This window comes from Paenibacillus polymyxa, assembly GCF_018614975.1.
GTDB classification, from domain to species: Bacteria; Bacillota; Bacilli; order Paenibacillales; family Paenibacillaceae; genus Paenibacillus; species Paenibacillus polymyxa_E.
The window spans coordinates 15,960-36,911 of record NZ_JAGGNR010000018.1 but is presented as its reverse complement, the minus strand read 5'-3'; the positions used below and the strand labels follow the sequence as shown (position 1 = coordinate 36,911).

General features: G+C 47.4%; 22 protein-coding genes and 1 riboswitch. All 22 genes read left to right on the top strand.

The features are described from left to right. The first annotated feature begins 80 nt into the window (after positions 1 to 80). Positions 81 to 641 carry a manganese efflux pump MntP gene (locus J7E78_RS16850; RefSeq protein WP_215077379.1) on the top strand — a complete coding sequence of 187 codons (561 nt, stop codon included), beginning with the start codon at positions 81 to 83 and terminating at the stop codon, positions 639 to 641. Between the two features lie 58 nt (positions 642 to 699). Continuing rightward, positions 700 to 1,278 (top strand): low molecular weight protein arginine phosphatase, encoded by a 579-nt coding sequence (locus tag J7E78_RS16845; protein WP_215077378.1) that lies wholly within the window; start codon positions 700 to 702, stop codon positions 1,276 to 1,278. A gap of 90 nt (positions 1,279 to 1,368) precedes the next feature. Beyond that, positions 1,369 to 1,450, top strand: a riboswitch (ZMP/ZTP riboswitch). A 141-nt stretch (positions 1,451 to 1,591) separates the two neighbouring features. Continuing rightward, the gene (locus J7E78_RS16840; protein WP_215077377.1) at positions 1,592 to 2,185 is read left to right on the top strand and encodes a TIGR01440 family protein; all 594 of its coding nucleotides are present in this window, start codon (positions 1,592 to 1,594) and stop codon (positions 2,183 to 2,185) included. A gap of 28 nt (positions 2,186 to 2,213) precedes the next feature. Then, a complete protein-coding gene (locus tag J7E78_RS16835; RefSeq protein ID WP_165980299.1) occupies positions 2,214 to 3,461 on the top strand; it encodes a serine hydroxymethyltransferase in 1,248 nt (415 codons plus the stop codon). Positions 3,462 to 3,890: 429 nt separating this feature from the next. Next, complete coding sequence (gene upp, locus J7E78_RS16830) at positions 3,891 to 4,520, top strand: uracil phosphoribosyltransferase (RefSeq protein WP_017691929.1); 630 nt, start codon at positions 3,891 to 3,893, stop codon at positions 4,518 to 4,520. Positions 4,521 to 4,570: 50 nt separating this feature from the next. Then, positions 4,571 to 5,728 (top strand): non-hydrolyzing UDP-N-acetylglucosamine 2-epimerase, encoded by a 1,158-nt coding sequence (wecB, locus tag J7E78_RS16825; protein WP_036667768.1) that lies wholly within the window; start codon positions 4,571 to 4,573, stop codon positions 5,726 to 5,728. 185 nt (positions 5,729 to 5,913) lie between these two features. After that, the gene (locus tag J7E78_RS16820; protein WP_145324430.1) at positions 5,914 to 6,168 is read left to right on the top strand and encodes an AtpZ/AtpI family protein; all 255 of its coding nucleotides are present in this window, start codon (positions 5,914 to 5,916) and stop codon (positions 6,166 to 6,168) included. Then, positions 6,161 to 6,538 carry an ATP synthase subunit I gene (locus tag J7E78_RS16815; RefSeq protein WP_215077376.1) on the top strand — a complete coding sequence of 126 codons (378 nt, stop codon included), beginning with the start codon at positions 6,161 to 6,163 and terminating at the stop codon, positions 6,536 to 6,538. The genes J7E78_RS16820 and J7E78_RS16815 overlap by 8 nt, the downstream gene beginning before the upstream one ends. Positions 6,539 to 6,583: 45 nt before the next feature. Then, a complete protein-coding gene (gene atpB, locus J7E78_RS16810) occupies positions 6,584 to 7,402 on the top strand; it encodes a F0F1 ATP synthase subunit A (protein ID WP_215077375.1) in 819 nt (272 codons plus the stop codon). A gap of 78 nt (positions 7,403 to 7,480) precedes the next feature. Continuing rightward, positions 7,481 to 7,705 carry a F0F1 ATP synthase subunit C gene (gene atpE / locus J7E78_RS16805; protein ID WP_017691934.1) on the top strand — a complete coding sequence of 75 codons (225 nt, stop codon included), beginning with the start codon at positions 7,481 to 7,483 and terminating at the stop codon, positions 7,703 to 7,705. A gap of 115 nt (positions 7,706 to 7,820) precedes the next feature. Next, positions 7,821 to 8,309: a F0F1 ATP synthase subunit B gene (atpF, locus tag J7E78_RS16800; RefSeq protein ID WP_215077374.1), complete on the top strand. Its 489-nt coding sequence runs from the start codon at positions 7,821 to 7,823 to the stop codon at positions 8,307 to 8,309. Then, positions 8,306 to 8,854, top strand: a complete 549-nt coding sequence (locus tag J7E78_RS16795; RefSeq protein ID WP_215077373.1) for a F0F1 ATP synthase subunit delta — start codon at positions 8,306 to 8,308, stop codon at positions 8,852 to 8,854. The genes atpF and J7E78_RS16795 overlap by 4 nt, the downstream gene beginning before the upstream one ends. Positions 8,855 to 8,870: 16 nt before the next feature. Next, positions 8,871 to 10,385 carry a F0F1 ATP synthase subunit alpha gene (gene atpA / locus J7E78_RS16790; RefSeq protein ID WP_215077372.1) on the top strand — a complete coding sequence of 505 codons (1,515 nt, stop codon included), beginning with the start codon at positions 8,871 to 8,873 and terminating at the stop codon, positions 10,383 to 10,385. Positions 10,386 to 10,595: 210 nt separating this feature from the next. Continuing rightward, positions 10,596 to 11,468 carry an ATP synthase F1 subunit gamma gene (atpG, locus tag J7E78_RS16785; RefSeq protein WP_076209796.1) on the top strand — a complete coding sequence of 291 codons (873 nt, stop codon included), beginning with the start codon at positions 10,596 to 10,598 and terminating at the stop codon, positions 11,466 to 11,468. Positions 11,469 to 11,563: 95 nt separating this feature from the next. Further along, a complete protein-coding gene (atpD, locus tag J7E78_RS16780; RefSeq protein WP_047840699.1) occupies positions 11,564 to 12,967 on the top strand; it encodes a F0F1 ATP synthase subunit beta in 1,404 nt (467 codons plus the stop codon). Positions 12,968 to 13,027: 60 nt separating this feature from the next. Continuing rightward, positions 13,028 to 13,432, top strand: coding sequence for a F0F1 ATP synthase subunit epsilon (locus J7E78_RS16775; protein ID WP_215077371.1), 405 nt, complete (start codon positions 13,028 to 13,030; stop codon positions 13,430 to 13,432). Positions 13,433 to 14,041: 609 nt separating this feature from the next. Further along, entirely contained in the window at positions 14,042 to 14,299 is a 258-nt protein-coding gene (locus J7E78_RS16770) for a DUF1146 family protein (protein WP_017691941.1), read from the top strand. A 520-nt stretch (positions 14,300 to 14,819) separates the two neighbouring features. Further along, positions 14,820 to 16,166: a UDP-N-acetylglucosamine 1-carboxyvinyltransferase gene (murA, locus tag J7E78_RS16765; protein ID WP_215077477.1), complete on the top strand. Its 1,347-nt coding sequence runs from the start codon at positions 14,820 to 14,822 to the stop codon at positions 16,164 to 16,166. A gap of 469 nt (positions 16,167 to 16,635) precedes the next feature. Then, positions 16,636 to 17,976, top strand: coding sequence for a stage II sporulation protein D (gene spoIID / locus J7E78_RS16760; protein ID WP_215077370.1), 1,341 nt, complete (start codon positions 16,636 to 16,638; stop codon positions 17,974 to 17,976). A 476-nt stretch (positions 17,977 to 18,452) separates the two neighbouring features. After that, positions 18,453 to 19,193, top strand: coding sequence for a peptidoglycan DD-metalloendopeptidase family protein (locus tag J7E78_RS16755; protein WP_215077369.1), 741 nt, complete (start codon positions 18,453 to 18,455; stop codon positions 19,191 to 19,193). Between the two features lie 171 nt (positions 19,194 to 19,364). Continuing rightward, entirely contained in the window at positions 19,365 to 19,652 is a 288-nt protein-coding gene (gene spoIIID / locus J7E78_RS16750) for a sporulation transcriptional regulator SpoIIID (RefSeq protein ID WP_017691945.1), read from the top strand. Between the two features lie 219 nt (positions 19,653 to 19,871). After that, complete coding sequence (gene mreB / locus J7E78_RS16745) at positions 19,872 to 20,870, top strand: rod shape-determining protein (protein ID WP_076209800.1); 999 nt, start codon at positions 19,872 to 19,874, stop codon at positions 20,868 to 20,870. The last annotated feature ends 82 nt before the right edge of the window (positions 20,871 to 20,952 follow it).

The following is a 20,952-nucleotide window of genomic DNA, read 5'->3' as shown; positions in this document are numbered from 1 at the left end:
GTTTGTCTTTCATCGGTCATGTTTAGGTCCTTGTCCGCATATCGTGTACAAGAACCTTTACGTGACTTGGGGGTATAGGGATGTGGGATGTGTCTGCCCATGTAGGGCAGTTGGTAACCATTTTGATCATGGCTGTTGCGCTGGGCCTTGATGCGTTCTCGCTCGGAATCGGAATTGGCATGAAAGGTATTCGACTGCGGGATGTATTGCGGATCAGTACAGTAACAGCACTGTTTCATATCATCATGCCACTCATCGGCATGTATATGGGCAAATACGTCAGCTCGCTACTCGGTGACATTACGACGTATGCGGCAGGTGGATTGCTTGTTTTGCTGGGTGCTCATATGATTCTGAATGCATTCCGTGAAGGCGATACCAAGCTGGTGAACCACCGTTCCCTGCTCGGCGTTGTTTTGTTCTCCCTCAGTGTAAGTGTGGATTCGTTCTCCGTTGGTGTTTCCTTAGGGATGTTTAGCAGTGATCTGATCTTAACCGTACTTGCCTTTGGCATTTGTGGCGGGGTGATGTCGGTTATGGGTCTTCTATTAGGGCGTCGGGTGAGCCAGAATCTCGGGGATTACGGCGAAGCTATTGGTGGCGCAATCTTGCTTGCATTTGGACTTTTGTTTATATTTTAAAATAAAACTTGAGATATCATATCATTCGCATCATATGTAAAATGGGGAGGCTAACACAATGAAACATATTTTATTCGTATGTACAGGAAATACGTGCCGCAGCCCCATGGCAGAGGGGCTTTTGCGAAAATTGGCATCGGAGCGCGGCATTCAGGTAGAGGTTCGTTCCGCAGGTGTGGCAGCAACGTCGGGTATGCCGATCTCCCGACATGCTGAAGCGGTTTTGAGAGATCATAACGTTGAAGGTCCACCTCATTCCACACAGCTTAGCTCTAACCTGGTAGGTTGGGCCGATCTGGTTCTTACATTAACACGGAGTCATAAGCAGCATGTCATACAGGTTTTTCCCGATTCAGTCCACAAAACCTATACATTGAAAGAATATGTGGAGGATGATGAACAGGTATTAAGTGATGTTCAGGAGTTGGACAGCCTGTTTGCGACGCTTGAGATGAAACGTGCCCTTGGGCAAGAGATCCTGGCATCGGAGCGTGAGCGAGCCATTGAGATTAGACAACGAATTCCAAGTTTCGACATCTCCGATCCGTTTGGGGGAAGTCGTGATGATTACAATATAGCTGCTGCTGAGATTCGGACGGCATTGGACCGGCTTTTGGATAAGCTGGGAACGTTCTGATCCTGCGGGGCAGGTTATAGAAATAGGACATGTGATGTAAATTAACCGTTGATTTTAGCTGCGGGTTGTTTTATGATGAAGGGGAAAACAAGGATCCGGTGTAACTGGCGACGAAGTGGGCATAACCACGATGGAGCACCGGAACAAACGGCCGGTCGCCTGGGCAAAAGAGCAATTCTGCGTTACCCGCAGACTGCTCTTTTTTTCGTCTTTCATCTGAATATTCGCTATAATAGGTCCTGAGATGCCGTGCAAGAATACGAAGGACAGCCAAGAGACAGCGGGCATGATTTTATCGGGAGGCGATGATAGGATGACTATAGAGTTAGATTCGGAACAACCCGGATTGCAGGAACAGACCGCGTCTATCCTGCATGAACTGGCGCTTGCGGGGCAGCTTGGGCCTGGACAGATCGTTGTGATCGGTACAAGCACAAGTGAAGTCGCAGGTGAGCGGATTGGTACGAGTGGTGCCATTGAAGTGGCGCAGCAGCTTCTTGCGGGTATACGCGAGGTGCAGGAGGAGTTCGGTTTTGACACGGTATTCCAATGTTGTGAGCATCTGAACCGTGCGCTGGTCATGGAACGTTCTGTGCTGACTCGTCTTGGATTAACTGAGGTAGGTGCAGTACCTGTGCCCAAGGCCGGAGGTTCCATGGCATCCGCAGCGTATCGTTCGCTGACCGATCCATGCCTGGCTGAACATGTGCAGGCCCATGCGGGACTGGACATTGGGGAGACGATGATTGGCATGCATCTCCGGCATGTAGCCGTACCCTATCGTACAGCGCTTCGCTATGTTGGAGATGCCCGTGTGACCACAGCGTTGACCCGCCCGAAGTTGATTGGCGGCGAACGTGCGGTGTATCGTATGGAAGAACAACCAGATTCGACATTTTGTGAGTGAATTTTTATAAACTGGGAGGAATTTAATCATGGAACAATTGCGCAAGAATGACCCGGCAGTACTGGAAGCGATGAATCTTGAACTGAAACGTCAACAGAACAACATTGAACTGATTGCATCCGAGAACATCGTAAGTGAAGCAGTAATTGAAGCACTGGGATCTGTTCTGACCAACAAGTACGCTGAAGGATATCCAGGCAAACGTTACTATGGCGGTTGTGAGCATGTGGACATCGTTGAAGACATCGCGCGTGATCGTGCAAAAGAGTTGTTCGGAGCGGAACACGTGAATGTTCAACCTCACTCCGGTGCACAAGCGAACATGGCAGTATATCTTGCAGCATTGAAACCTGGTGATACTGTACTTGGTATGAACCTTGCCCATGGTGGACACCTCACACACGGTAGCCCGGTTAATGCATCCGGTTTGCTGTACAACTTTGTAGCATACGGCGTTCAGGAAGATACATTCCTGATTGATTATGATGAAGTGCGCAAAGCGGCTTTCAAACACCGCCCTCGTCTGATCGTTGCAGGAGCAAGTGCATATCCGCGTACCATTGATTTTGAAAAGCTGGCTTCCATCGCCAATGATGTAGGTGCTTTGTTCATGGTGGACATGGCTCATATCGCAGGACTGGTTGCTGCTGGTTTGCATCCAAACCCGGTTCCACATGCGCATTTCGTAACAACAACAACACACAAAACGCTGCGTGGACCTCGTGGTGGTATGATTCTGTGTCGCAAAGCGTGGGCAGCAGCAATTGATAAAGCCGTATTCCCTGGTTCCCAAGGTGGACCTCTGATGCACGTGATCGCTTCCAAAGCGGTAGCATTCGGAGAAGCTTTGCAACCTTCATTCAAAACATATGCACAGAACGTTGTGAAAAACGCACAGGTTCTGGCTGAAACACTGATCGCTGAAGGATTGAACATCGTATCCGGTGGTACAGATAACCACTTGATGCTGATCGACACACGCAGTGTGAACATTACAGGTAAGGAAGCTGAGCATGTGCTTGATTCCATCGGCATTACCGTGAACAAAAATGCAATTCCATTCGACCCTACAAGCCCGTTTGTAACGAGTGGTATTCGAATTGGTACACCTGCTGCAACTTCCCGTGGCATGAACGAAGAAGCGATGGTAGCGATCGGTAAAATCATTGCCAAAACGCTGAAAAATCCTAAAGATACAGCGAAGCTGGATGAAGCTCGTGCAGAAGTGACTGCACTGACAGACCAATTCCCGCTCTATACCGACCTTAAATACTAAAAAACTTTGCTCATGGTGTTTGTATTTGAGATGTTCTTAAAATGGGATACAAAAAAACGAAGCAGACAGAATGAGACCGCAGAAGCGAAGCGTTCGCCTTTATCCCCGGATTTTTCCCTTGTTAAAAGGAGAATAAAAAAATCTGGGGATAACAGCGATCGAAGGATCATTCTGTAGGCGGAGTGCCATTGTATTCATCATTTTCATTTTCTCAATGACATAACAGCAAGAGCAAAACAGGACCGGATGGATCATTTTCCGGTCCTGTTTTTTTATAGGATTCGGTATTCTGTAATGATTGGGTGCCCTTTGATGGTGTAATTCGTTGTTGGTGATGATATAATATACAGGATTTATCGAGCCCATGAATGGTGGCTAGGTATATTTGGAAATGCTGAACTTGAAGAACTTACCGGAGGGACAAATTAGATGGGAAAATTAGTAATATGTGATCACCCTTTGATTCAACACAAACTGACGTTTATACGCGACATGCGTACGAATACGAAAGATTTTCGTGAATTGGTGGATGAAGTAGCAACGTTGATGGCTTATGAGATTACAAGAGATGTTGAACTGGAAACGATTGATGTACAGACACCTGTAGCTGCAACACAAGGTAAAGTCATCTCTGGACGTATGCTCGGACTGGTGCCGATTCTGCGCGCAGGACTCGGAATGCTGGATGGCGTTGTGAAATTGTTGCCAGCGGCAAAAGTTGGACATGTTGGTCTGTTCCGTGACCCGGAAACACTGCAACCGGTGGAGTACTACACAAAACTGCCTACAGACGTGACTGAACGTCAACTCATTGTGATTGACCCGATGCTGGCGACTGGCGGATCGGCTATCGCAGCCATTGACGTGCTCAAAAAACGCGGTTGTACTCAAATCAAGATGATGAACCTTGTTGCAGCACCGGAAGGCGTAAAAGCTGTGCAGGATGCACATCCCGATGTGGATATCTATGTAGCAGCATTGGACGACCGTCTGGATGATCATGGTTATATCGTTCCAGGGCTTGGAGATGCAGGAGACCGTCTATACGGCACTAAATAAGCATATCGCATGCTTGTAATCGGAACTTATAGAAAAGGGGCTTTGCTCGAATGTCCAACAAAATTAAAGTCATGACGATCTTCGGGGTGCGTCCGGAAGCCATCAAGATGGCTCCGCTTATTTTGGAATTGCAGAAACACCCTGAGTCTATTGAATCTATTGTTTGCGTAACTGCGCAACATCGCCAGATGTTGGATCAGGTACTTGAAGTTTTCGACATTCATCCCGATTATGATCTGGATGTGATGAAGGACCGTCAGACATTGAATGAAATCACAATTCGTGTGCTTGGCGGTCTGGAGCCGGTGTTAGCCGAGGCTAAGCCGGATATTGTACTGGTTCACGGGGATACATTAACTACCTTTGTAGCGAGCTACGCAGCATTCTTGCAACAGATCCAGGTAGGACATGTGGAAGCGGGGCTGCGGACGTGGAACAAGCTGTCTCCATATCCAGAAGAGATGAATCGTCAGCTGACGGGAGTACTGGCTGATCTACACTTTGCGCCTACGGATTGGTCTTCTTCCAATCTTGCCAAAGAAAATAAATCAGAGTCTAGTACGTACGTCACAGGCAACACGGTAACAGATGTGTTTCAATATACAGTACGGGAGGACTACACACACCCGGTACTTGATTGGGCCCAAGGCAAACGCCTTGTGCTGATGACAGCTCATCGCCGTGAATCTCAAGGCGAGCCTCACCGCAACATTTTCCAGGCCGTCAAACGGATTGCCGACGAATTCGAAGATATTGCCATCGTGTACCCGGTGCATCCAAGTCCTGCTGTGAAGGAGCCGGCTCACGCGATTTTGGGGAATCATCCCCGTATTCAATTAATTGATCCACTAGACGTGGTGGATTTGCATAACTTTTACCCGCACACTCACTTGATTTTGACCGATTCAGGCGGTTTGCAGGAAGAAGCGCCTTCGTTTGGTGTGCCTGTGCTCGTATTGCGCGATACAACAGAACGCCCGGAAGGTATTGAAGCCGGAACGCTAGAATTGGTAGGTACCGAAGAGGAACGTGTGTATGAACGGACCAAAGCTCTGCTTACAGACAAAACATTGTATGCAAGCATGAGTCAGGCTGCCAATCCATACGGTGATGGACATGCTTCTGAAAGAATTGTCAATGCGATTTTGCACCATTTCGGTGTAAATAGTGAGCGTCCGGAATCATTTCACAGAAAATTCAAAAAATAATACATTTTTTCTGACGGATTTATAAAGGGCAAGCATACAGTTAAACTGTACGGTTTACGCGGGTTTATGGGCTTTGAGGGTCTGTATTCCCGTCGTTTTCCCCTTTAAAACGCTAAAATCATTCAATTGACAAAGGCTCTCATCATTCAGTAAAATTAACTGGGATTGCAAGGGTGGCGTGGAAAATGGCCGATTCGAACAAACCAAATTCATCCCGTAACCATGACGATAATGTGTGGAAAGCGATGGGACTCGTGACAGCTTTTGGGATCGAGATTGCCATTCTCGCTGTTGCCGGATATTACGCTGGCTCCTGGTTGGACAAGACCATCGGAGGTAACGGAATATGGATCGCCGTAAGCGTTCTCTTTTTTCTTGCGGCAGGCGGTGTAAGCATCTACTTTATCGCGAAAAAAGTCATGGGGGAAAGTGATGAGTGAACTAACCAGATACCGCAGATCGATGACTGTTTTCATCATGTACTTTCTTATGATTTGTTTTCTCGCAGCGGCCTTTATGCCACGTGTGGAGACAATTGCTTTGGGACTGGCCCTGGGTACAGGAATTAGCTGGATCAATGCATTTTACTTGGGCTACAAAGTAAGGAAAATGTCTGATGATGCGGCAGAAGGTAACTTGAAGCGTGTGAACCTGGGATTTTTGACAAGAGCGGCACTCGCTGTGCTCGGTATATTCATATCGATGCGCTTTCCGCAGTACTTCAATACATATGCGGTTGCAGGCGGTCTCGTCATTGCACAATATTCCTTACTGATTATAGGGATTGTCCATTCCCGCAGAGCAGAATGATGTTAGGTGCTGCAGCTTTCAAGTCGAGAAAGGGGTGAGAAAAATATGCATGAAGCTCCAATTATTATGCTTGGCGGATTTCGACTGGATCTATCGGTTGTGTTGATGCTGGTAGTCACAGGTGCCCTTGTTTTTATTTTTGCTGTACTGGCCACACGAAGACTATCCGTTGAAAACCCCGGCAAGCTGCAAAATTTTATGGAGTGGGCAGTAGAATTCGTCCGCAATCTGATTTCCAGTACAATGGATATGAAGAAAGGTAAACATTTTATCTCTCTTGCTCTTTCCATGATCATGTTCATTTTTGTAGGAAACATGCTCGGACTTCCGTTCCAAGCGGTAACTGCAGTGGACAGCGCTGAACAAGCGCAAGTGTTCGGTCAGCCGATTGTTACAGCGGTGGAGGCGTTTGAAGAAGCGCATGCCAAGGACCCGGAAGCACATCCACACGTTGAACTGGCCTGGTGGAAATCACCGACAGCCGATTTGTCTGTAACGATGGGACTTGCTCTCGTAGCGTTCCTTGTATCTCATGGACTCGGATTGTTCGGTAACACCAGAGGATATCTCCAGCATTACCTGAAGCCATTCGCCTTGTTCTTGCCAATCAACTTGATTGAGACGGCATCCAAGCTGTTGACACACGGTATGCGTCTATTCGCGAATATCTTCGCGGGTGAGGTTCTGATCGCAACGATCCTGAAACTGACCACATTCAAAGTGTTTGGTGCCATTGCAGCGATTCCGCTACTAGTGGTGTGGCAAGGCTTTAGTATCTTTATCGGCGCGATCCAGGCATTTGTGTTTGTTATCTTGATGATGGTATACATTTCACAGAGCATCGAGACGCACGACGAGCATTAAGTTTCAAGCCTTACGAAGATTTCTTCACCAGGCTGAACAATAAAAAATTCGATTTATCATTTTAAGGAGGATATACAAATGGGAGCAATGGCATTAATCGCAGCAGCAATTGTTGCAGGACTGGGCGCGTTTGGCGCAGGTATTGGTAACGGTATGGTAATCAGCAAAACGGTGGAAGGTATTGCCCGTCAACCGGAAGCAAAATCCACTCTTCAAACAACAATGTTTATCGGTGTAGGTTTGATCGAGGTATTGCCGATCATCGGTGTGGTACTCGCGTTCATGTTCTATGGTATGGCTTAATTAAATTTTAAAGGTTTGGCGGGGAAGGCCATAGCCATCCGCGCCTTCTTTTTAGGTAATGTCTGCTACCTGCAGATGAATGTTCCAAGGATACCTCCAGGAAGGAGTGAACAGATTGAGTTTCATATGGGAAAATACGCTTCTTGCGATTGTTGCATTCGCAATTTTATATTGGCTGCTTAGCCGTTATGCTTTCGGTCCTTTGTTCTCCATTATGGAAAAACGTCGTGAACTCGTGTTGACGCAGATGAATGAGGCTGCACAGACCCGGGAACAGGCCATCGCCTATGTGGAGGAACAAAAACAAGCTCTTGAGCAAGCGCGCCAGGATGCTTACGACATCATTGAACAATCCAAACAAACGGGTGGCAAACAAGCTGAATCGATTCTGGCTGATGCGAAAGCAGAAGCTAATCGTCTGAAAGACGATGCAGTACGCGAAATCGAGAGCGAGAAGAACAAAGCAGTCGCAGCGCTTCGCAGCGAACTGGGTACCGCTTCCGTTCGGATTGCATCCAAGTTGATCAAAAAAGAAGTTGAGAACGGTCCTGCACAAGAAGAACTTGTGAACCAATACCTCAATGAGGTAGGAGGCCGACAATGAGCCGCGATACGATTGTTGCCAAGCGTTATGCGAAAGCATTGTTCGAAGTTGCTCTTCAGCAACAGCAGGTGCTTGAGGTTGAACAGGAACTGGTTGCAGTAGTCAGTGCATTGACCGGAGATGCTGATATTGAGAAATTTATCGTATCCCCTAACATTTCTGATGAAGCCAAACAGAAGGTGCTTCACTCAAGTCTTGATGGTAAGGTATCCGAGCCTGTCATCCGCACTGTCTTGTTGATGATTGAACGCGGACGCGTTGAATTGCTGGGAGATTTGCTGAATGATTATCGGAAGATCCAAGGTGAGTCACTCGGCATCGCTGATGCCCGTGTCTACTCGACTTATGCATTGAATGATGAAGAAAAAGAAGCGGTAGCCCGTGAATTCGGTGGCCGTGTGAATAAAAAGATTCGTATCGAGAACATTGTTGATCCGACTCTGCTGGGCGGATTGAAAGTCGCCATTGGCGATACGATCTATGACGGCAGCTTGGCTGGCAAGCTCGAACGTCTTGAGCAGTCTTTTAACAGACGAGTACAGTAGATTGGGGTGAGGACACTTGAGTATCAAACCAGAAGAAATCAGTACATTAATTAAGAGCCAAATCGAACAATACAAGACCGATATCGATGTAGTCGAAGTTGGAACGGTAATCGAGGTTGGTGATGGTATCGCTCGTGTTTACGGACTTGAGAACGTCATGTCCAACGAGTTGGTTGAATTCCCAAGCGGTGTTATGGGACTCGCCATGAACGTCGAAGAAAGCAATGTCGGTGTCGTTATCCTGGGACCTTACTACGATATTCGTGAAGGTGACCAAGTGAAACGTACTGGTCAAATCATGCAAGTGCCTGTAGGCGAAGCATTGATTGGACGCGTTGTGAACCCGCTCGGTATTCCGGTAGATGGCAAAGGGCCAATCGCTACAACGGAATTCCGTCCGGTTGAAGGTAAAGCACCAGGCGTAATGGATCGTAAATCGGTTCATGAGCCGATGCAAACAGGGATCAAAGCCATTGATGCCATGGTTCCAATCGGTCGCGGACAACGTGAGTTGATCATCGGTGACCGTCAAACAGGTAAAACATCCATCGCGATTGATGCGATCCTGAACCAAAAAGGTAGCGGCATGAAGTGTATCTATGTGGCTATTGGTCAGAAACAGTCTACCGTTGCTCAAGTTGTGGAAACTCTTCGTCGTAAAGGCGCAATGGAGTACACAATCGTTGTAACTGCAGCAGCTTCCGATCCGTCCCCACTCCTGTACATCGCACCGTATTCCGGTTGTTCGATGGGTGAGTACTTCATGTACAAAGGCGAGCACGTTCTGGTTATCTATGATGACTTGACCAAACAAGCCTCTGCATACCGTGAGCTTTCCTTGTTGCTTCGTCGTCCACCGGGCCGTGAGGCTTATCCGGGTGACGTCTTCTACCTGCACTCCCGTTTGCTGGAGCGTGCTGCGAAGCTGAATGATGAACTTGGTGGTGGTTCTTTAACCGCATTGCCGTTTATTGAAACACAAGCTTCCGACGTATCTGCATACATCCCAACGAACGTAATCTCCATCACGGACGGACAAATCTTCCTCGAAGCTGACTTGTTCAATGCTGGACAACGCCCGGCGATCAACGTAGGTATTTCCGTATCCCGTGTCGGTGGTTCTGCTCAGATCAAAGCGATGAAAAAGGTTGCAGGTTCCCTGCGTCTCGACCTCGCTCAATATCGTGAGCTTCAAGCGTTCTCCCAGTTCGGTTCCGATCTGGATAAAGCGACTCAGGCCCGCCTGAATCGTGGTGCACGGATGATGGAAATCCTGAAGCAAGGTGTTAACCAGCCTCTGCCTGTAGAACAACAGGTTGTCAGCTTGTACACTGCGGTTAAAGGATTCCTGGATGAGATTCCAACAGGTGATGTGACTCGTTTCGAGCGTGAGTTCCTCGCGTTCATGGAGAGCAGCCATCCGGAGATTCTTGCATCCATCCGTGATACTAAAGAATTGACTACAGACAACGAAAATGCACTGAAAGGTGCAATTGAGAAGTTCAGAAAGAGCTTTGCTGTCTCTGTCTAAATAAATGATTGCAGGTGCGGAGTTGTCTAACCGATTCCGCATGTCTGCATGTAATACTTTGACTCTGTCAAAAAAGATGATGCTTACGATGTAGTTTTGACCTTGTCAAAACTAGTGGTGATGCTTACGAAGTAACTTTGACTCCGTCAAAGTCAGGGTTAGGCTTACGAAGTAGTTTTGACTACGTCAAAACTTGAAGGTGGTGAAATCATGGCAAAAGGCATGCGCGAAATTAAGCGGCAAATTAAAAGCGTACAAAGCACCAAGCAGATCACCAAAGCAATGGAGATGGTAGCTGCTGCAAAACTGCGTAAGGCGCAGGAAAAAGCGGAAGCAGCCCGTCCTTATTCGGAGAAACTGAAAGAAGTTGTAGCTAGTATTGCATCAAGCACGCAAGGTATACAGCATCCGATGCTGGAGAGCCGTCCGGTCAAAAAGACAGCTTACCTGATCATTACATCGGACCGTGGTCTTGCAGGTGGATACAATGCGAACGTTTTGCGTCAGGTTAATCAGACGCTCAAAGAGCGCCACAACTCCCAGGATGACTACGAATTGTTCGTCATTGGACGTAAAGGACGCGATTACTTCAGACGTCGTGAAATGGCGATGGCATCCACAACTACGGATCTGTCGGATTCGCCTTCATTTGCAGATATCAAATCCATCGCACACGAAGCTGTTCATGGGTTTGAACTGGCTGAATTTGATGAATTGTACATTTGTTATAACCGCTTTGTGAATGCGTTGACCCAGATTCCTACGGTAGAAAAACTTCTTCCGATGGAAACACCTGAGGTAACTGCTGCGGAAGGACCAACGGCAAGCTACGAATACGAGCCGTCTGCTGAGGCTGTACTGGAGGTTTTGCTTCCGCGTTACGCGGAAACGCTGATCTATGGTGCACTTCTGAACGGTAAGGCAAGTGAGCTGGGTGCGAAAATGACGGCAATGGGTAATGCAACCAAAAATGCATCCAAACTCATTAACGACTTGTCATTGACATACAACCGTGCCCGTCAAGCGGCGATTACGCAGGAGATTACGGAAATTGTGGCAGGTGCCAACGCAGCACAAGGCTAACCGTTTTTTTATTAATGAAGGCTTGCAGAGCAAAGATAAACGAACGGTACATTATTTTTGCAAAAGTAGCAGGCTTGTAGGAGGGGAACGTTAAGATGAACAAAGGACGCGTTGTGAGCATCATGGGTCCGGTTGTTGACGTCGAGTTTGATCGCGGCGGGCTGCCGGAAATCCTCAATGCCATTACGATCACTACAGTAAGTGAGAGCGGCGTAAGTGTAAACCTTACACTCGAAGCTTCGAAGCATCTGGGTGACAACCGAGTACGTTGTATTGCGATGTCCTCCACGGATGGACTTGTTCGTGGTATGGAAGCTTTAGATACAGGAGCACCAATCTCTGTACCCGTCGGAGAAGCAACACTGGGTCGTGTATTTAACGTACTCGGCGAAGCGATTGATACTGGCGGTGCTGTAGCTGCTGAGCACAAGAACCCGATTCACCGTTCAGCACCTGCATTTGATGAACTGACTACCCAAGCAGAGATGCTGGAGACAGGAATCAAAGTTATCGACTTGCTCGCACCTTACGCTAAAGGTGGTAAAATCGGACTCTTCGGTGGTGCCGGTGTAGGTAAAACGGTAACCATTCAGGAATTGATCAACAACATCGCACAAGAGCATGGCGGTATCTCCGTATTTGCGGGTGTTGGTGAGCGTACACGTGAAGGTAATGACTTGTATCACGAGATGAGTGATTCCGGCGTTATCAACAAAACAGCAATGGTCTTCGGACAAATGAACGAGCCTCCAGGCGCACGTCTTCGTGTAGCCCTCACAGGTCTGACGATGGCGGAATACTTCCGTGATGAAGAAGGCCGTGACGTGTTGCTCTTTATCGATAATATCTTCCGTTTCACCCAAGCGGGTTCAGAAGTATCTGCCTTGCTTGGACGTATGCCTTCCGCGGTAGGTTACCAACCTACGCTGGCAACAGAAATGGGTCAACTGCAAGAACGTATCACATCAACGAAAAAAGGTTCTGTAACATCCATTCAGGCCATCTACGTGCCTGCGGATGACTATACTGACCCGGCTCCTGCAACGACGTTTGCCCACTTGGATGCAACGACAAATTTGGAGCGTAAAATTTCCGAGATGGGTATCTACCCTGCGGTAGATCCGCTGGCATCCAGCTCCCGGATCTTGTCCCCTGAAGTTGTAGGTGAAGAGCACTACAGCGTAGCTCAAGGCGTTAAACGTATCTTGGCACGTTACAATGAATTGCAAGATATCATTGCAATCCTGGGTATGGACGAGTTGAGTGAAGAAGATAGAGCGCTTGTATACCGTGCTCGTAAAATCCAACGTTTCTTGTCCCAGCCTTTCCACGTTGCTGAAGCATTTAACGGTATTCCGGGTAAATACGTTCCGGTTAAAGAAACGGTGCGCAGCTTTAAAGAGATTCTCGAAGGTAAGTATGATGATCTTCCGGAAGCAGCTTTCCTCTTTGTTGGTACAATTGAAGAGGCAGTGGAGAAAGCCAAAACACTGGTTTAGTCTGAATCCAGGATTGTCCTTATGTGGGCTATCCTTCGGATAGTTTCAGGAGGGATGGAATTGAGCACCTTTTTGTTGGAGATTGTAACACCCGAGCGTCTGGTATATTCAGAACAAGTGGATAGCATTACAGCTCGTGGTATTGAAGGGGAGCTGGGCATTCTGCCTGGTCATATTCCTATGGTTACACCTTTGCAGATTGCACCGATCTATATCCATAACGGAAAAGAAAATAAACGAGTTGCTATCGGTGGCGGGTTTATCGAAGTTCGTAAAGATAAGGTTGTTGTACTTGCAGAGAGTGCTGAATTCCCGGAAAACATTGATGTGGATCGTGCGCGTGCGGCGAAAGAGCGGGCAGAACGTCGGCTTGCAAGCCAAAGCAATCAGGACCACTTTGATCACCGTCGTGCAGAAATTGCGCTGCAAAAAGCGGTTAACCGGATTAATGTGTTCGGCAAATAAACGGTTCTTGGAAGCCCGGCGGCGTAGTCTGCCGGGCTTTTTTGAGTTTGTTTGATAGAATTGTTTTATCGAATATATCAAAATGGCTGACCACAAATTACATCCTAACCCCCTTCAGTAAACAGAAGTATTTTAAGCGAATTATTCACCGATGTTGAGGATTTGAATAGAATGTAGGACTAAAGTAGTGGGCGTATTTACCACTAAGAGAACCATTTTTTTCATGAATAAATTTAAATTATTTCCGAGGAAATGACAGAATCGATATCGAAATAGCGCTCTTTTATGTCGTTTTAGTCACAAAATCCCGGCATTTTAAAATTAAAATATTTTAGAAGTGGAAATCAATGTAATTGACAATGTATGATGAAAGAGCCTATATTCCATAGAGTCAGCAGAAGCAGGAAGCTGCGTAGTAGATTCCATAGTCATGCACAGCCGCATTGTTGCTGCTCGGTGATTGGGCATCAGGAGATTCCTGCCTGGCAGGAGTAAATCTGACAGTACGCTCAGTATGTTATGCTCAAGACATTCCAGTATACTAACAAGTTATGGGTGCCGGGCATATGATATGCTGATCGCTGCAACAAATGTGGAGGTAAAGAATATATGGATACTGATCTGACGAATCAGGTGAACCAGGCGTTAAGCACCAATGGCTTGGTCTCAATCATCGTCTCCCTGTTATGTATTGCATTGTCTTGGTGGGCTTTGACAAATCTCAAACTGGATTTAATCATCAGGCAACCACGAGGTGCTCAGGGAAGACTGTTGCATTTGCTCTTGGCCATTATTTTGGGGCATGCCGTTGCTGGCTTTGTCATTGACTACTTGTCTTGGACACAAATGTTGCGTAATTTGTTTTAATGTCGAGATGGTTGGTTAATCATCTGTTAGGTTCTTCAAGCTGCTCTTTGTCGAATAACATCGATTAATTGTGTTAACAATTAGAGTATGAGTTGTCGGTAAAGAAATTAAGAAAAAAATGTGACGTAAAATTGGATGAATTTGAGATGTTTTATGTAAAAATGCTTGTATCGTACAATTCAACAATGTTATGATGGAAGTTAGGGAATTCACAATTGTTCACTTATTTTGTAGTTATAAACGGGATATCCGGTTCATGCCGGCTAATAACCATCCCACTCTGTCTGTTCTGATGCTCTGCTGGCTTGTAAGTCACTAATTTTACATGCTGAATAGCAAGATGCACGGCATATGGTATCATTGATATGGATTATAAAACCAATTCTTTTCTGAACAGACATCTGTGGCAATATGCCAGAATATGTCGAAATTCCACACATAGCAACAGTCCTTTCTAGCATAGTGGGGCTTACGTATTCCGGAATGAAGAAAAGGGAATAAAAGCGCGGAGGGAACCATGATGAGCAAATTTATCGTCCGCGGTGGCAAAAGGTTGACCGGAAGTGTCAAAGTTAGCGGCGCTAAAAATTCTGTTCTTCCGATCATCGCTGCCTCTCTCTTAGGGGAAGAAGGACATAGCGTTATTATTGACGCACCTCCTCTAGACGATGTGATGACGATTAACAAGGTGTTGGAATCGCTGGGAGCGGGAGTTACATACCGGGACGAAGTGATTACCGTAAATGCGGAGAAACTTACTTCCTGTGAAGCCCCGTATGAATGGGTAAGTAAAATGCGGGCGTCTTTCCTGGTCATGGGGCCTTTGTTGACTCGAATGGGTCATACAAGAATCTCACTTCCTGGAGGATGTGCCATCGGTACACGGCCTATTGATCAGCATTTGAAAGGTTTTGAAGCCATGGGCGCAGAGATCAGCTTGGGCCAAGGTTATATCGAAGCTCGTAGCCAAGGACGGTTGCGTGGCGCGAAAATTTATCTGGATGTGGCTTCCGTAGGTGCCACTCAAAATATTATGATGGCAGCAACATTGGCCGAAGGTGTAACTGTTCTGGAGAACGCGGCAAAAGAACCTGAGATTGTGGACCTTGCCAACTTCCTGAATGGAATGGGTGCCATCGTACGTGGTGCTGGTACTGGAGTGATCCGCATTGAAGGTGTGGAGAAACTGACAGGTGTTACACACACCGTTATTCCGGATCGGGTAGAAGCGGGTACGTATATGGCTGCTGCTGCAATTTCCGGTGGTGACGTGTACATTGAAGGTGCAATCTCTGATCATTTAGGCTCCGTTATCGCGAAGCTTGAAGAGATGGGTGTTACAATCCAACCGGATGAGAATGGCGTGCGTGTAATCGCAGATCGTCCTCTTAAGGCTGTGGATGTGAAAACATTACCTTATCCAGGATTCCCGACAGATATGCAATCCCAGATGATGGCACTCTTGCTCGCATCTGAAGGAACAAGTGTCGTGACAGAGACTGTTTTTGAAAACCGATTCATGCATGTGGATGAGTTCCAATTGATGAATGCGGAGATCAAAGTTGAAGGACGTTCGTCCATCATCACAGGTAATGCCAAACTGAAGGGTGCCAAAGTAACGGCTACCGATTTGCGTGCGGGTGCCGCACTCATTATTGCAGGTCTTGTTGCTGAAGGTACAACGGAAGTGGGCGGTACTCATCACATCGACCGTGGTTATGTACATCTCGCTGAGAAGCTTAATGGACTTGGCGCTGACATCTATCGGATTTCGGTTGATGAGCCTAAGCTGGAAGCAACCAAAGCACCTAGTGAAAAAGTGGAGAAAGAAGTACCGATGTTTAAGGTGCAACCAACTTTGGCTTAACACTGGATTGAATAGAAAAAATATGGTCCCCCTATTGTGAGTCACACGGTTGTGTGGATTATGAATGCGAAGGAACGTATATTGTAAAAAATGATAAGGCTAAGCCATCTGGCTTGGCTTTTTTTGTGTTTACTTTTAAGAAGACGACGAGATAATTGATACCTGATTCTATTAATAGCTGGTCCTAACTTGTATAGCATAACATCGTAATCTGTACCGATTCTGAACCAAATGAAAGAGCGTACCTTATATGGGGTGTCGGATCCAGCTAACCAGCGGTATTCAGCGACAGATCAACGTTTCTAAGATGTACATAGCAAAAGAAAACAGGAAATTTAACAGAATTAAAAGGGCCTCGTTTCTCTTAAATCAGGTTCTATCAGATCAAGCCAGCTCATAACCTAAACTATGGATTTGAACAACACGACCGGCACATGACCGGCCATAGATAACGGAGGGTTATATTCGAATGAAAGAAGCTCGTGTACAGGTAAAGGTACCCCTTGTCCCTCGTCCAGGTATGCAAGAGGCGGAGGGAAATACCGTTTCTGGAATAGGAAAAGACAAGCCTGCCCCATTGAACCTGAGGACTGTTCCATCACAGCCTGCAAGATTATCCAATCCAGGACAGGTGTCGACAGATGAGCTGAACCGACAGACAACCGAGCACATTCATATACCTGTTATTGAGCTGGACCAGTTCCGCCGTGTGAAGCGTCGCCGAATGCGGACATTTGGACGAAAACCCCGATGGGGACGCAATACGACACGATGGCAACCGGCTGCCGCTGTATCTGCCTTATTGGCAATGGCGTTGCTGATTCCGGTAATTCTGGTATGGCCGCGGACAAGCGAATCACCAAAGCCGATCCCTGCTCCAACAGATGCCAACAGCACAAGAACCCCAGCCCCTGCGCCAGCCGTTCCTGTTACCTACCCTGAACCCAAAGTACGCGTATACCTGTCTGCAACGGGCACAACGATGAATCTGCCACTGGAAGACTATGTTACCGGGGTTGTGGCAGCTGAGATGCCAGCGGAATTCAGACTGGAGGCGTTAAAGGCGCAGGCGATCGCAGCCCGCACATTTATCGTGCGTAGGTTAGCTGTGAGTGATACAAGCGGTGTTCCATCGGGTGCGGCGGATGTGACGGATACGGTCAGCCATCAGGTGTTTATTCCGCCAGATCAGGTGAAAGCGGATTGGACGCGTCTGGGAAAGGCGAAGGAATGGGAGAAGCTGCAACAGGCTGTACGCGAAAGTCGAGATACGGTGATGACATATCAGGGCAAGGCAATCACCGCGTCCTTTTTTTCCACAAGTAATGGGTATACTGAGAATGCGGAGGATGTGTGGGGGAACGCTGTGCCGTATCTGCAAAGTGTAGACAGTCCGTGGGACAAAAACCTGGCACCAGGATTCAAGCAGACCGTCACCATGAAGCGTAACGAGATTCTGCAGAAGTTGAACCTGGATGCCATTCCGGTTACCGCCCAGAAGGGTGGATCGTGGATGGAAGTATTGTCTACAACCAAAGGACATCGGATTAAGGAAGTGCAGATCGCAGGTGAAACATTCAGCGGACCCGAGGTGCGTAAACTGCTTGGATTAAGATCCAGCCAGTTCAGTTGGAAGACCACAGGTGACGAGGTCCAGATTACAACGTACGGGTACGGTCATGGGGTTGGCATGAGCCAATGGGGAGCAAACGGTATGGCGCAGGAGGGACACACGGCCACCCAGATTCTCAAACACTACTATACCGGCATCTCCTTCGGACAGGCATCCAAGATGCTGGCAGCGAAGTAGGAGAGATGAACACGGATGGATAGATAAATGCTTTGACGCATGAGGACGTCAGGAAAGCCTTAGTCGGCCGGTATCCAGTCACATCCTATATCATTTCGCCTTCTGCTAGTAAACTCACTTCTGAGAAAGGATTGGTCATTAAGCCAATTCACGCTTTTTACCAACCGCCCTTTCCGGAGGTTTTAAGACTTGGCTATATATGCGGAGAGTGCTAGCGTATGCAGAGCGCAGGGGACAGAAAAGACCTGTAGAAGCGAAGCGTCCGCCTTTATCACCGGATTTCTCCCTTGGGAGAATATAATCAGGAAATCCGGGGATAACAGCTGGTCGAAAGGTTTTCTGGCCCCGAAGCGGCGCACGTACCAACACTCATCCTCAACATATATAACACTCTCTGAAACCTCCGTGAAAATAATTAGAGTCGCGCGTGTATAAAAGAGTTGCACCCGGTAACACTTGTTACTGAGGTGATCAAGATGAATGAACAAAACAAAAAAACAGTCCAAGAAGAAACTCCTAAAACAACTCAAGGAGTACCGGCTAGTCAGCCCTCTTCATGGAAAAGAGCAATGTCCAAACGCTGGGTCTTCCCGGCAGCCTACATCGCAGCAGCAGGCATTATACTAACCTTAGTGTGGGTCTATCAGGGCACAGGCGACAAAACGCTGAACTCGGACCCTGCTAGCGGGGTAGTAGAAACAGGCGTATCGACGGGTACAGAAGGAACAGCAGTAGGCGGAGAAGAAGAAAGTGTGGAAGTTGTTGCAAAGTCGGAGAATTTTGTATGGCCGGTAGCGGTACCGTCCGAAATTTCGGTAGTAAAACCTTTCTATGATAGCGAAGCTTCAACCGAGGAACATGAAGCGGCGATGGTGCAGTACAATGATACATTCATCCCGAACACAGGTGTGGATCTGGCACGTGGGGATAATAAAACGTTTGAAGTCAAAGCAGCGCTTGCCGGAAAAGTTACCCGGGTTGAGCAAAATCCGCTCACAGGTCAGGTTGTGGAAATCACACACAGCGATAACCTGAAGACGGTATACCAAAGCTTGGCAGACGTCAAAGTGAAACAGGACGACGAAGTGAAACAGGGAGATGCGATTGCATCCGCTGGCGTCAATGAATTGGGTAAAACGCTTGGCAACCACCTTCACTTTGAAGTGTACGAAGACGGACAGCCAGTTAACCCGCAAGGATATCTTCCGGAAAAATAAATGATTATTACCGCAGCAACATGATGGGCAGAGGGGTTGAACCTCTGCTCTTTTTGTGCTTTTCAGAAAATAATGGGACCTTCGAAGCTTGTCACACCTCTAAACCGCGAATATATAGGCATGCTCCTCATATAATGTACCAAACTATCCACACAGTAGGGAGGCGGGAGCGTGCACGATTACATCAAGGAACGGACCATCAAAATTGGTCGCTGCATTGTTGAGACGAGGAATACGGTCCGTACCATTGCCAAGGAATTCGGCGTGTCAAAGAGTACTGTGCATAAGGATCTGACGGAGCGTCTGCCGGAAATCAACCCTGATCTTGCTGACCAGGTGAAACACATTTTGGAGTATCACAAGTCGATCCGCCATTTGCGGGGCGGTGAAGCGACCAAAATTAAATACAAAAAAACGAGTGGCAAGAAACGTGAGGTGTTGGCTTCCGCCAAATTGTAAGCATCTTCTCAAAGACGTAGGCCAAAAAGCTCACACATGCATTGAATCCCTCCCCTGAAGTATGATATGTTAAAAGCTGGTACAGGATCGAATTATGACATCTTATCAGCCCGATTTTTACATATATATGTTGCACTTTGTCGAACGAGCGGTGACGTGATAAGGGACTCTTTTTCACAGGATACGCTGACCAAATAATATCACTTTGGGGGCTCTTTTATGTTTAGCAAGGATATCGGTATTGATCTTGGCACGGCGAACGTGCTTATTCACGTGAAAGGAAGTGGGGTTGTTCTTGACGAACCTTCCGTCGTGACCATTGAAAGAGATACGAAGCGTGTCCTTGCTGTTGGGGAAGAAGCGCGTCGTATGGTGGGGCGTACTCCAGGTAACATTGTTGCCATTAGACCGCTGCGTGACGGCGTTATTGCGGACTTCGAGATTACAGAAGCGATGCTCAGACATTTCATTAATCGTGTGGGTGCAAGAAGCTGGTACAGCCACCCTCGAATTCTGATCTGTGCACCAACGAACATTACTTCCGTGGAGCAGAAGGCCATCCGCGAGGCAGCAGAACGCAGCGGTGCCAAAGAAGTGTTTCTGGAAGAAGAGCCGAAAGCGGCAGCGATCGGTGCGGGAATGGATATTTTTCAGCCGAGCGGCAATATGGTCGTGGATATCGGCGGCGGTACGACTGACGTTGCAGTTCTGTCTATGGGCGACGTGGTCACCGCCTCTTCTATTAAAGTTGCAGGGGACAAGTTCGACGAAGCCATTATCAAGTTTATCAAAGCCAAATACAAGCTCATGATCGGCGAACGGACCGCTGAAGATCTCAAAATTGCGATTGGTTCCGTGCATCCGGATGGAGGCCAAACGGAGATGGATATTCGCGGACGTGATATGGTATCCGGTCTGCCAGTTACCGTAACGGTATCGGGAAAAGAAGTACAGGAAGCACTGTGGGATTCCGTGCAATCCATCATCGTTGCAGCGAAGTCAGTATTGGAACGTACACCGCCGGAATTGTCAGCAGACATTATTGATCGTGGTGTTGTATTGACTGGCGGGGGAGCACTGCTGAACGGACTGGACGAGCTTTTGTCCAATGAATTGCATGTACCGGTATGGGTTGCGGAAGATCCAATGCACTGTGTCGTGAAGGGGACAGGCATTATGCTTAATAATTTGGATCAGGTGGTTAAGAAAAAATTCTAATCTGCCGATATAAAAAGCAAAGGTTCGCCATGCTCGGCAAGCAGAACGGACAAGCAGCCAACCTGTGATGCAGGACAAGCGC

Bases quoted from the DNA above. Each gene is read 5' to 3' on its own strand.
- atpG (WP_076209796.1), top strand. From the start codon at position 10,596: ATGGCAAAAGGCATGCGCGAAATTAAGCGGCAAATTAAAAGCGTACAA.
- J7E78_RS16835 (WP_165980299.1), top strand. From the start codon at position 2,214: ATGGAACAATTGCGCAAGAATGACCCGGCAGTACTGGAAGCGATGAAT.
- mreB (WP_076209800.1), top strand. From the start codon at position 19,872: ATGTTTAGCAAGGATATCGGTATTGATCTTGGCACGGCGAACGTGCTT.
- J7E78_RS16820 (WP_145324430.1), top strand. From the start codon at position 5,914: ATGGCCGATTCGAACAAACCAAATTCATCCCGTAACCATGACGATAAT.
- atpD (WP_047840699.1), top strand. From the start codon at position 11,564: ATGAACAAAGGACGCGTTGTGAGCATCATGGGTCCGGTTGTTGACGTC.
- upp (WP_017691929.1), top strand. From the start codon at position 3,891: ATGGGAAAATTAGTAATATGTGATCACCCTTTGATTCAACACAAACTG.
- atpE (WP_017691934.1), top strand. From the start codon at position 7,481: ATGGGAGCAATGGCATTAATCGCAGCAGCAATTGTTGCAGGACTGGGC.
- J7E78_RS16850 (WP_215077379.1), top strand. From the start codon at position 81: ATGTGGGATGTGTCTGCCCATGTAGGGCAGTTGGTAACCATTTTGATC.
- J7E78_RS16815 (WP_215077376.1), top strand. From the start codon at position 6,161: ATGAGTGAACTAACCAGATACCGCAGATCGATGACTGTTTTCATCATG.
- murA (WP_215077477.1), top strand. From the start codon at position 14,820: ATGAGCAAATTTATCGTCCGCGGTGGCAAAAGGTTGACCGGAAGTGTC.
- J7E78_RS16845 (WP_215077378.1), top strand. From the start codon at position 700: ATGAAACATATTTTATTCGTATGTACAGGAAATACGTGCCGCAGCCCC.
- atpB (WP_215077375.1), top strand. From the start codon at position 6,584: ATGCATGAAGCTCCAATTATTATGCTTGGCGGATTTCGACTGGATCTA.
- J7E78_RS16770 (WP_017691941.1), top strand. From the start codon at position 14,042: ATGGATACTGATCTGACGAATCAGGTGAACCAGGCGTTAAGCACCAAT.
- spoIID (WP_215077370.1), top strand. From the start codon at position 16,636: ATGAAAGAAGCTCGTGTACAGGTAAAGGTACCCCTTGTCCCTCGTCCA.
- J7E78_RS16795 (WP_215077373.1), top strand. From the start codon at position 8,306: ATGAGCCGCGATACGATTGTTGCCAAGCGTTATGCGAAAGCATTGTTC.
- J7E78_RS16755 (WP_215077369.1), top strand. From the start codon at position 18,453: ATGAATGAACAAAACAAAAAAACAGTCCAAGAAGAAACTCCTAAAACA.
- wecB (WP_036667768.1), top strand. From the start codon at position 4,571: ATGTCCAACAAAATTAAAGTCATGACGATCTTCGGGGTGCGTCCGGAA.
- J7E78_RS16840 (WP_215077377.1), top strand. From the start codon at position 1,592: ATGACTATAGAGTTAGATTCGGAACAACCCGGATTGCAGGAACAGACC.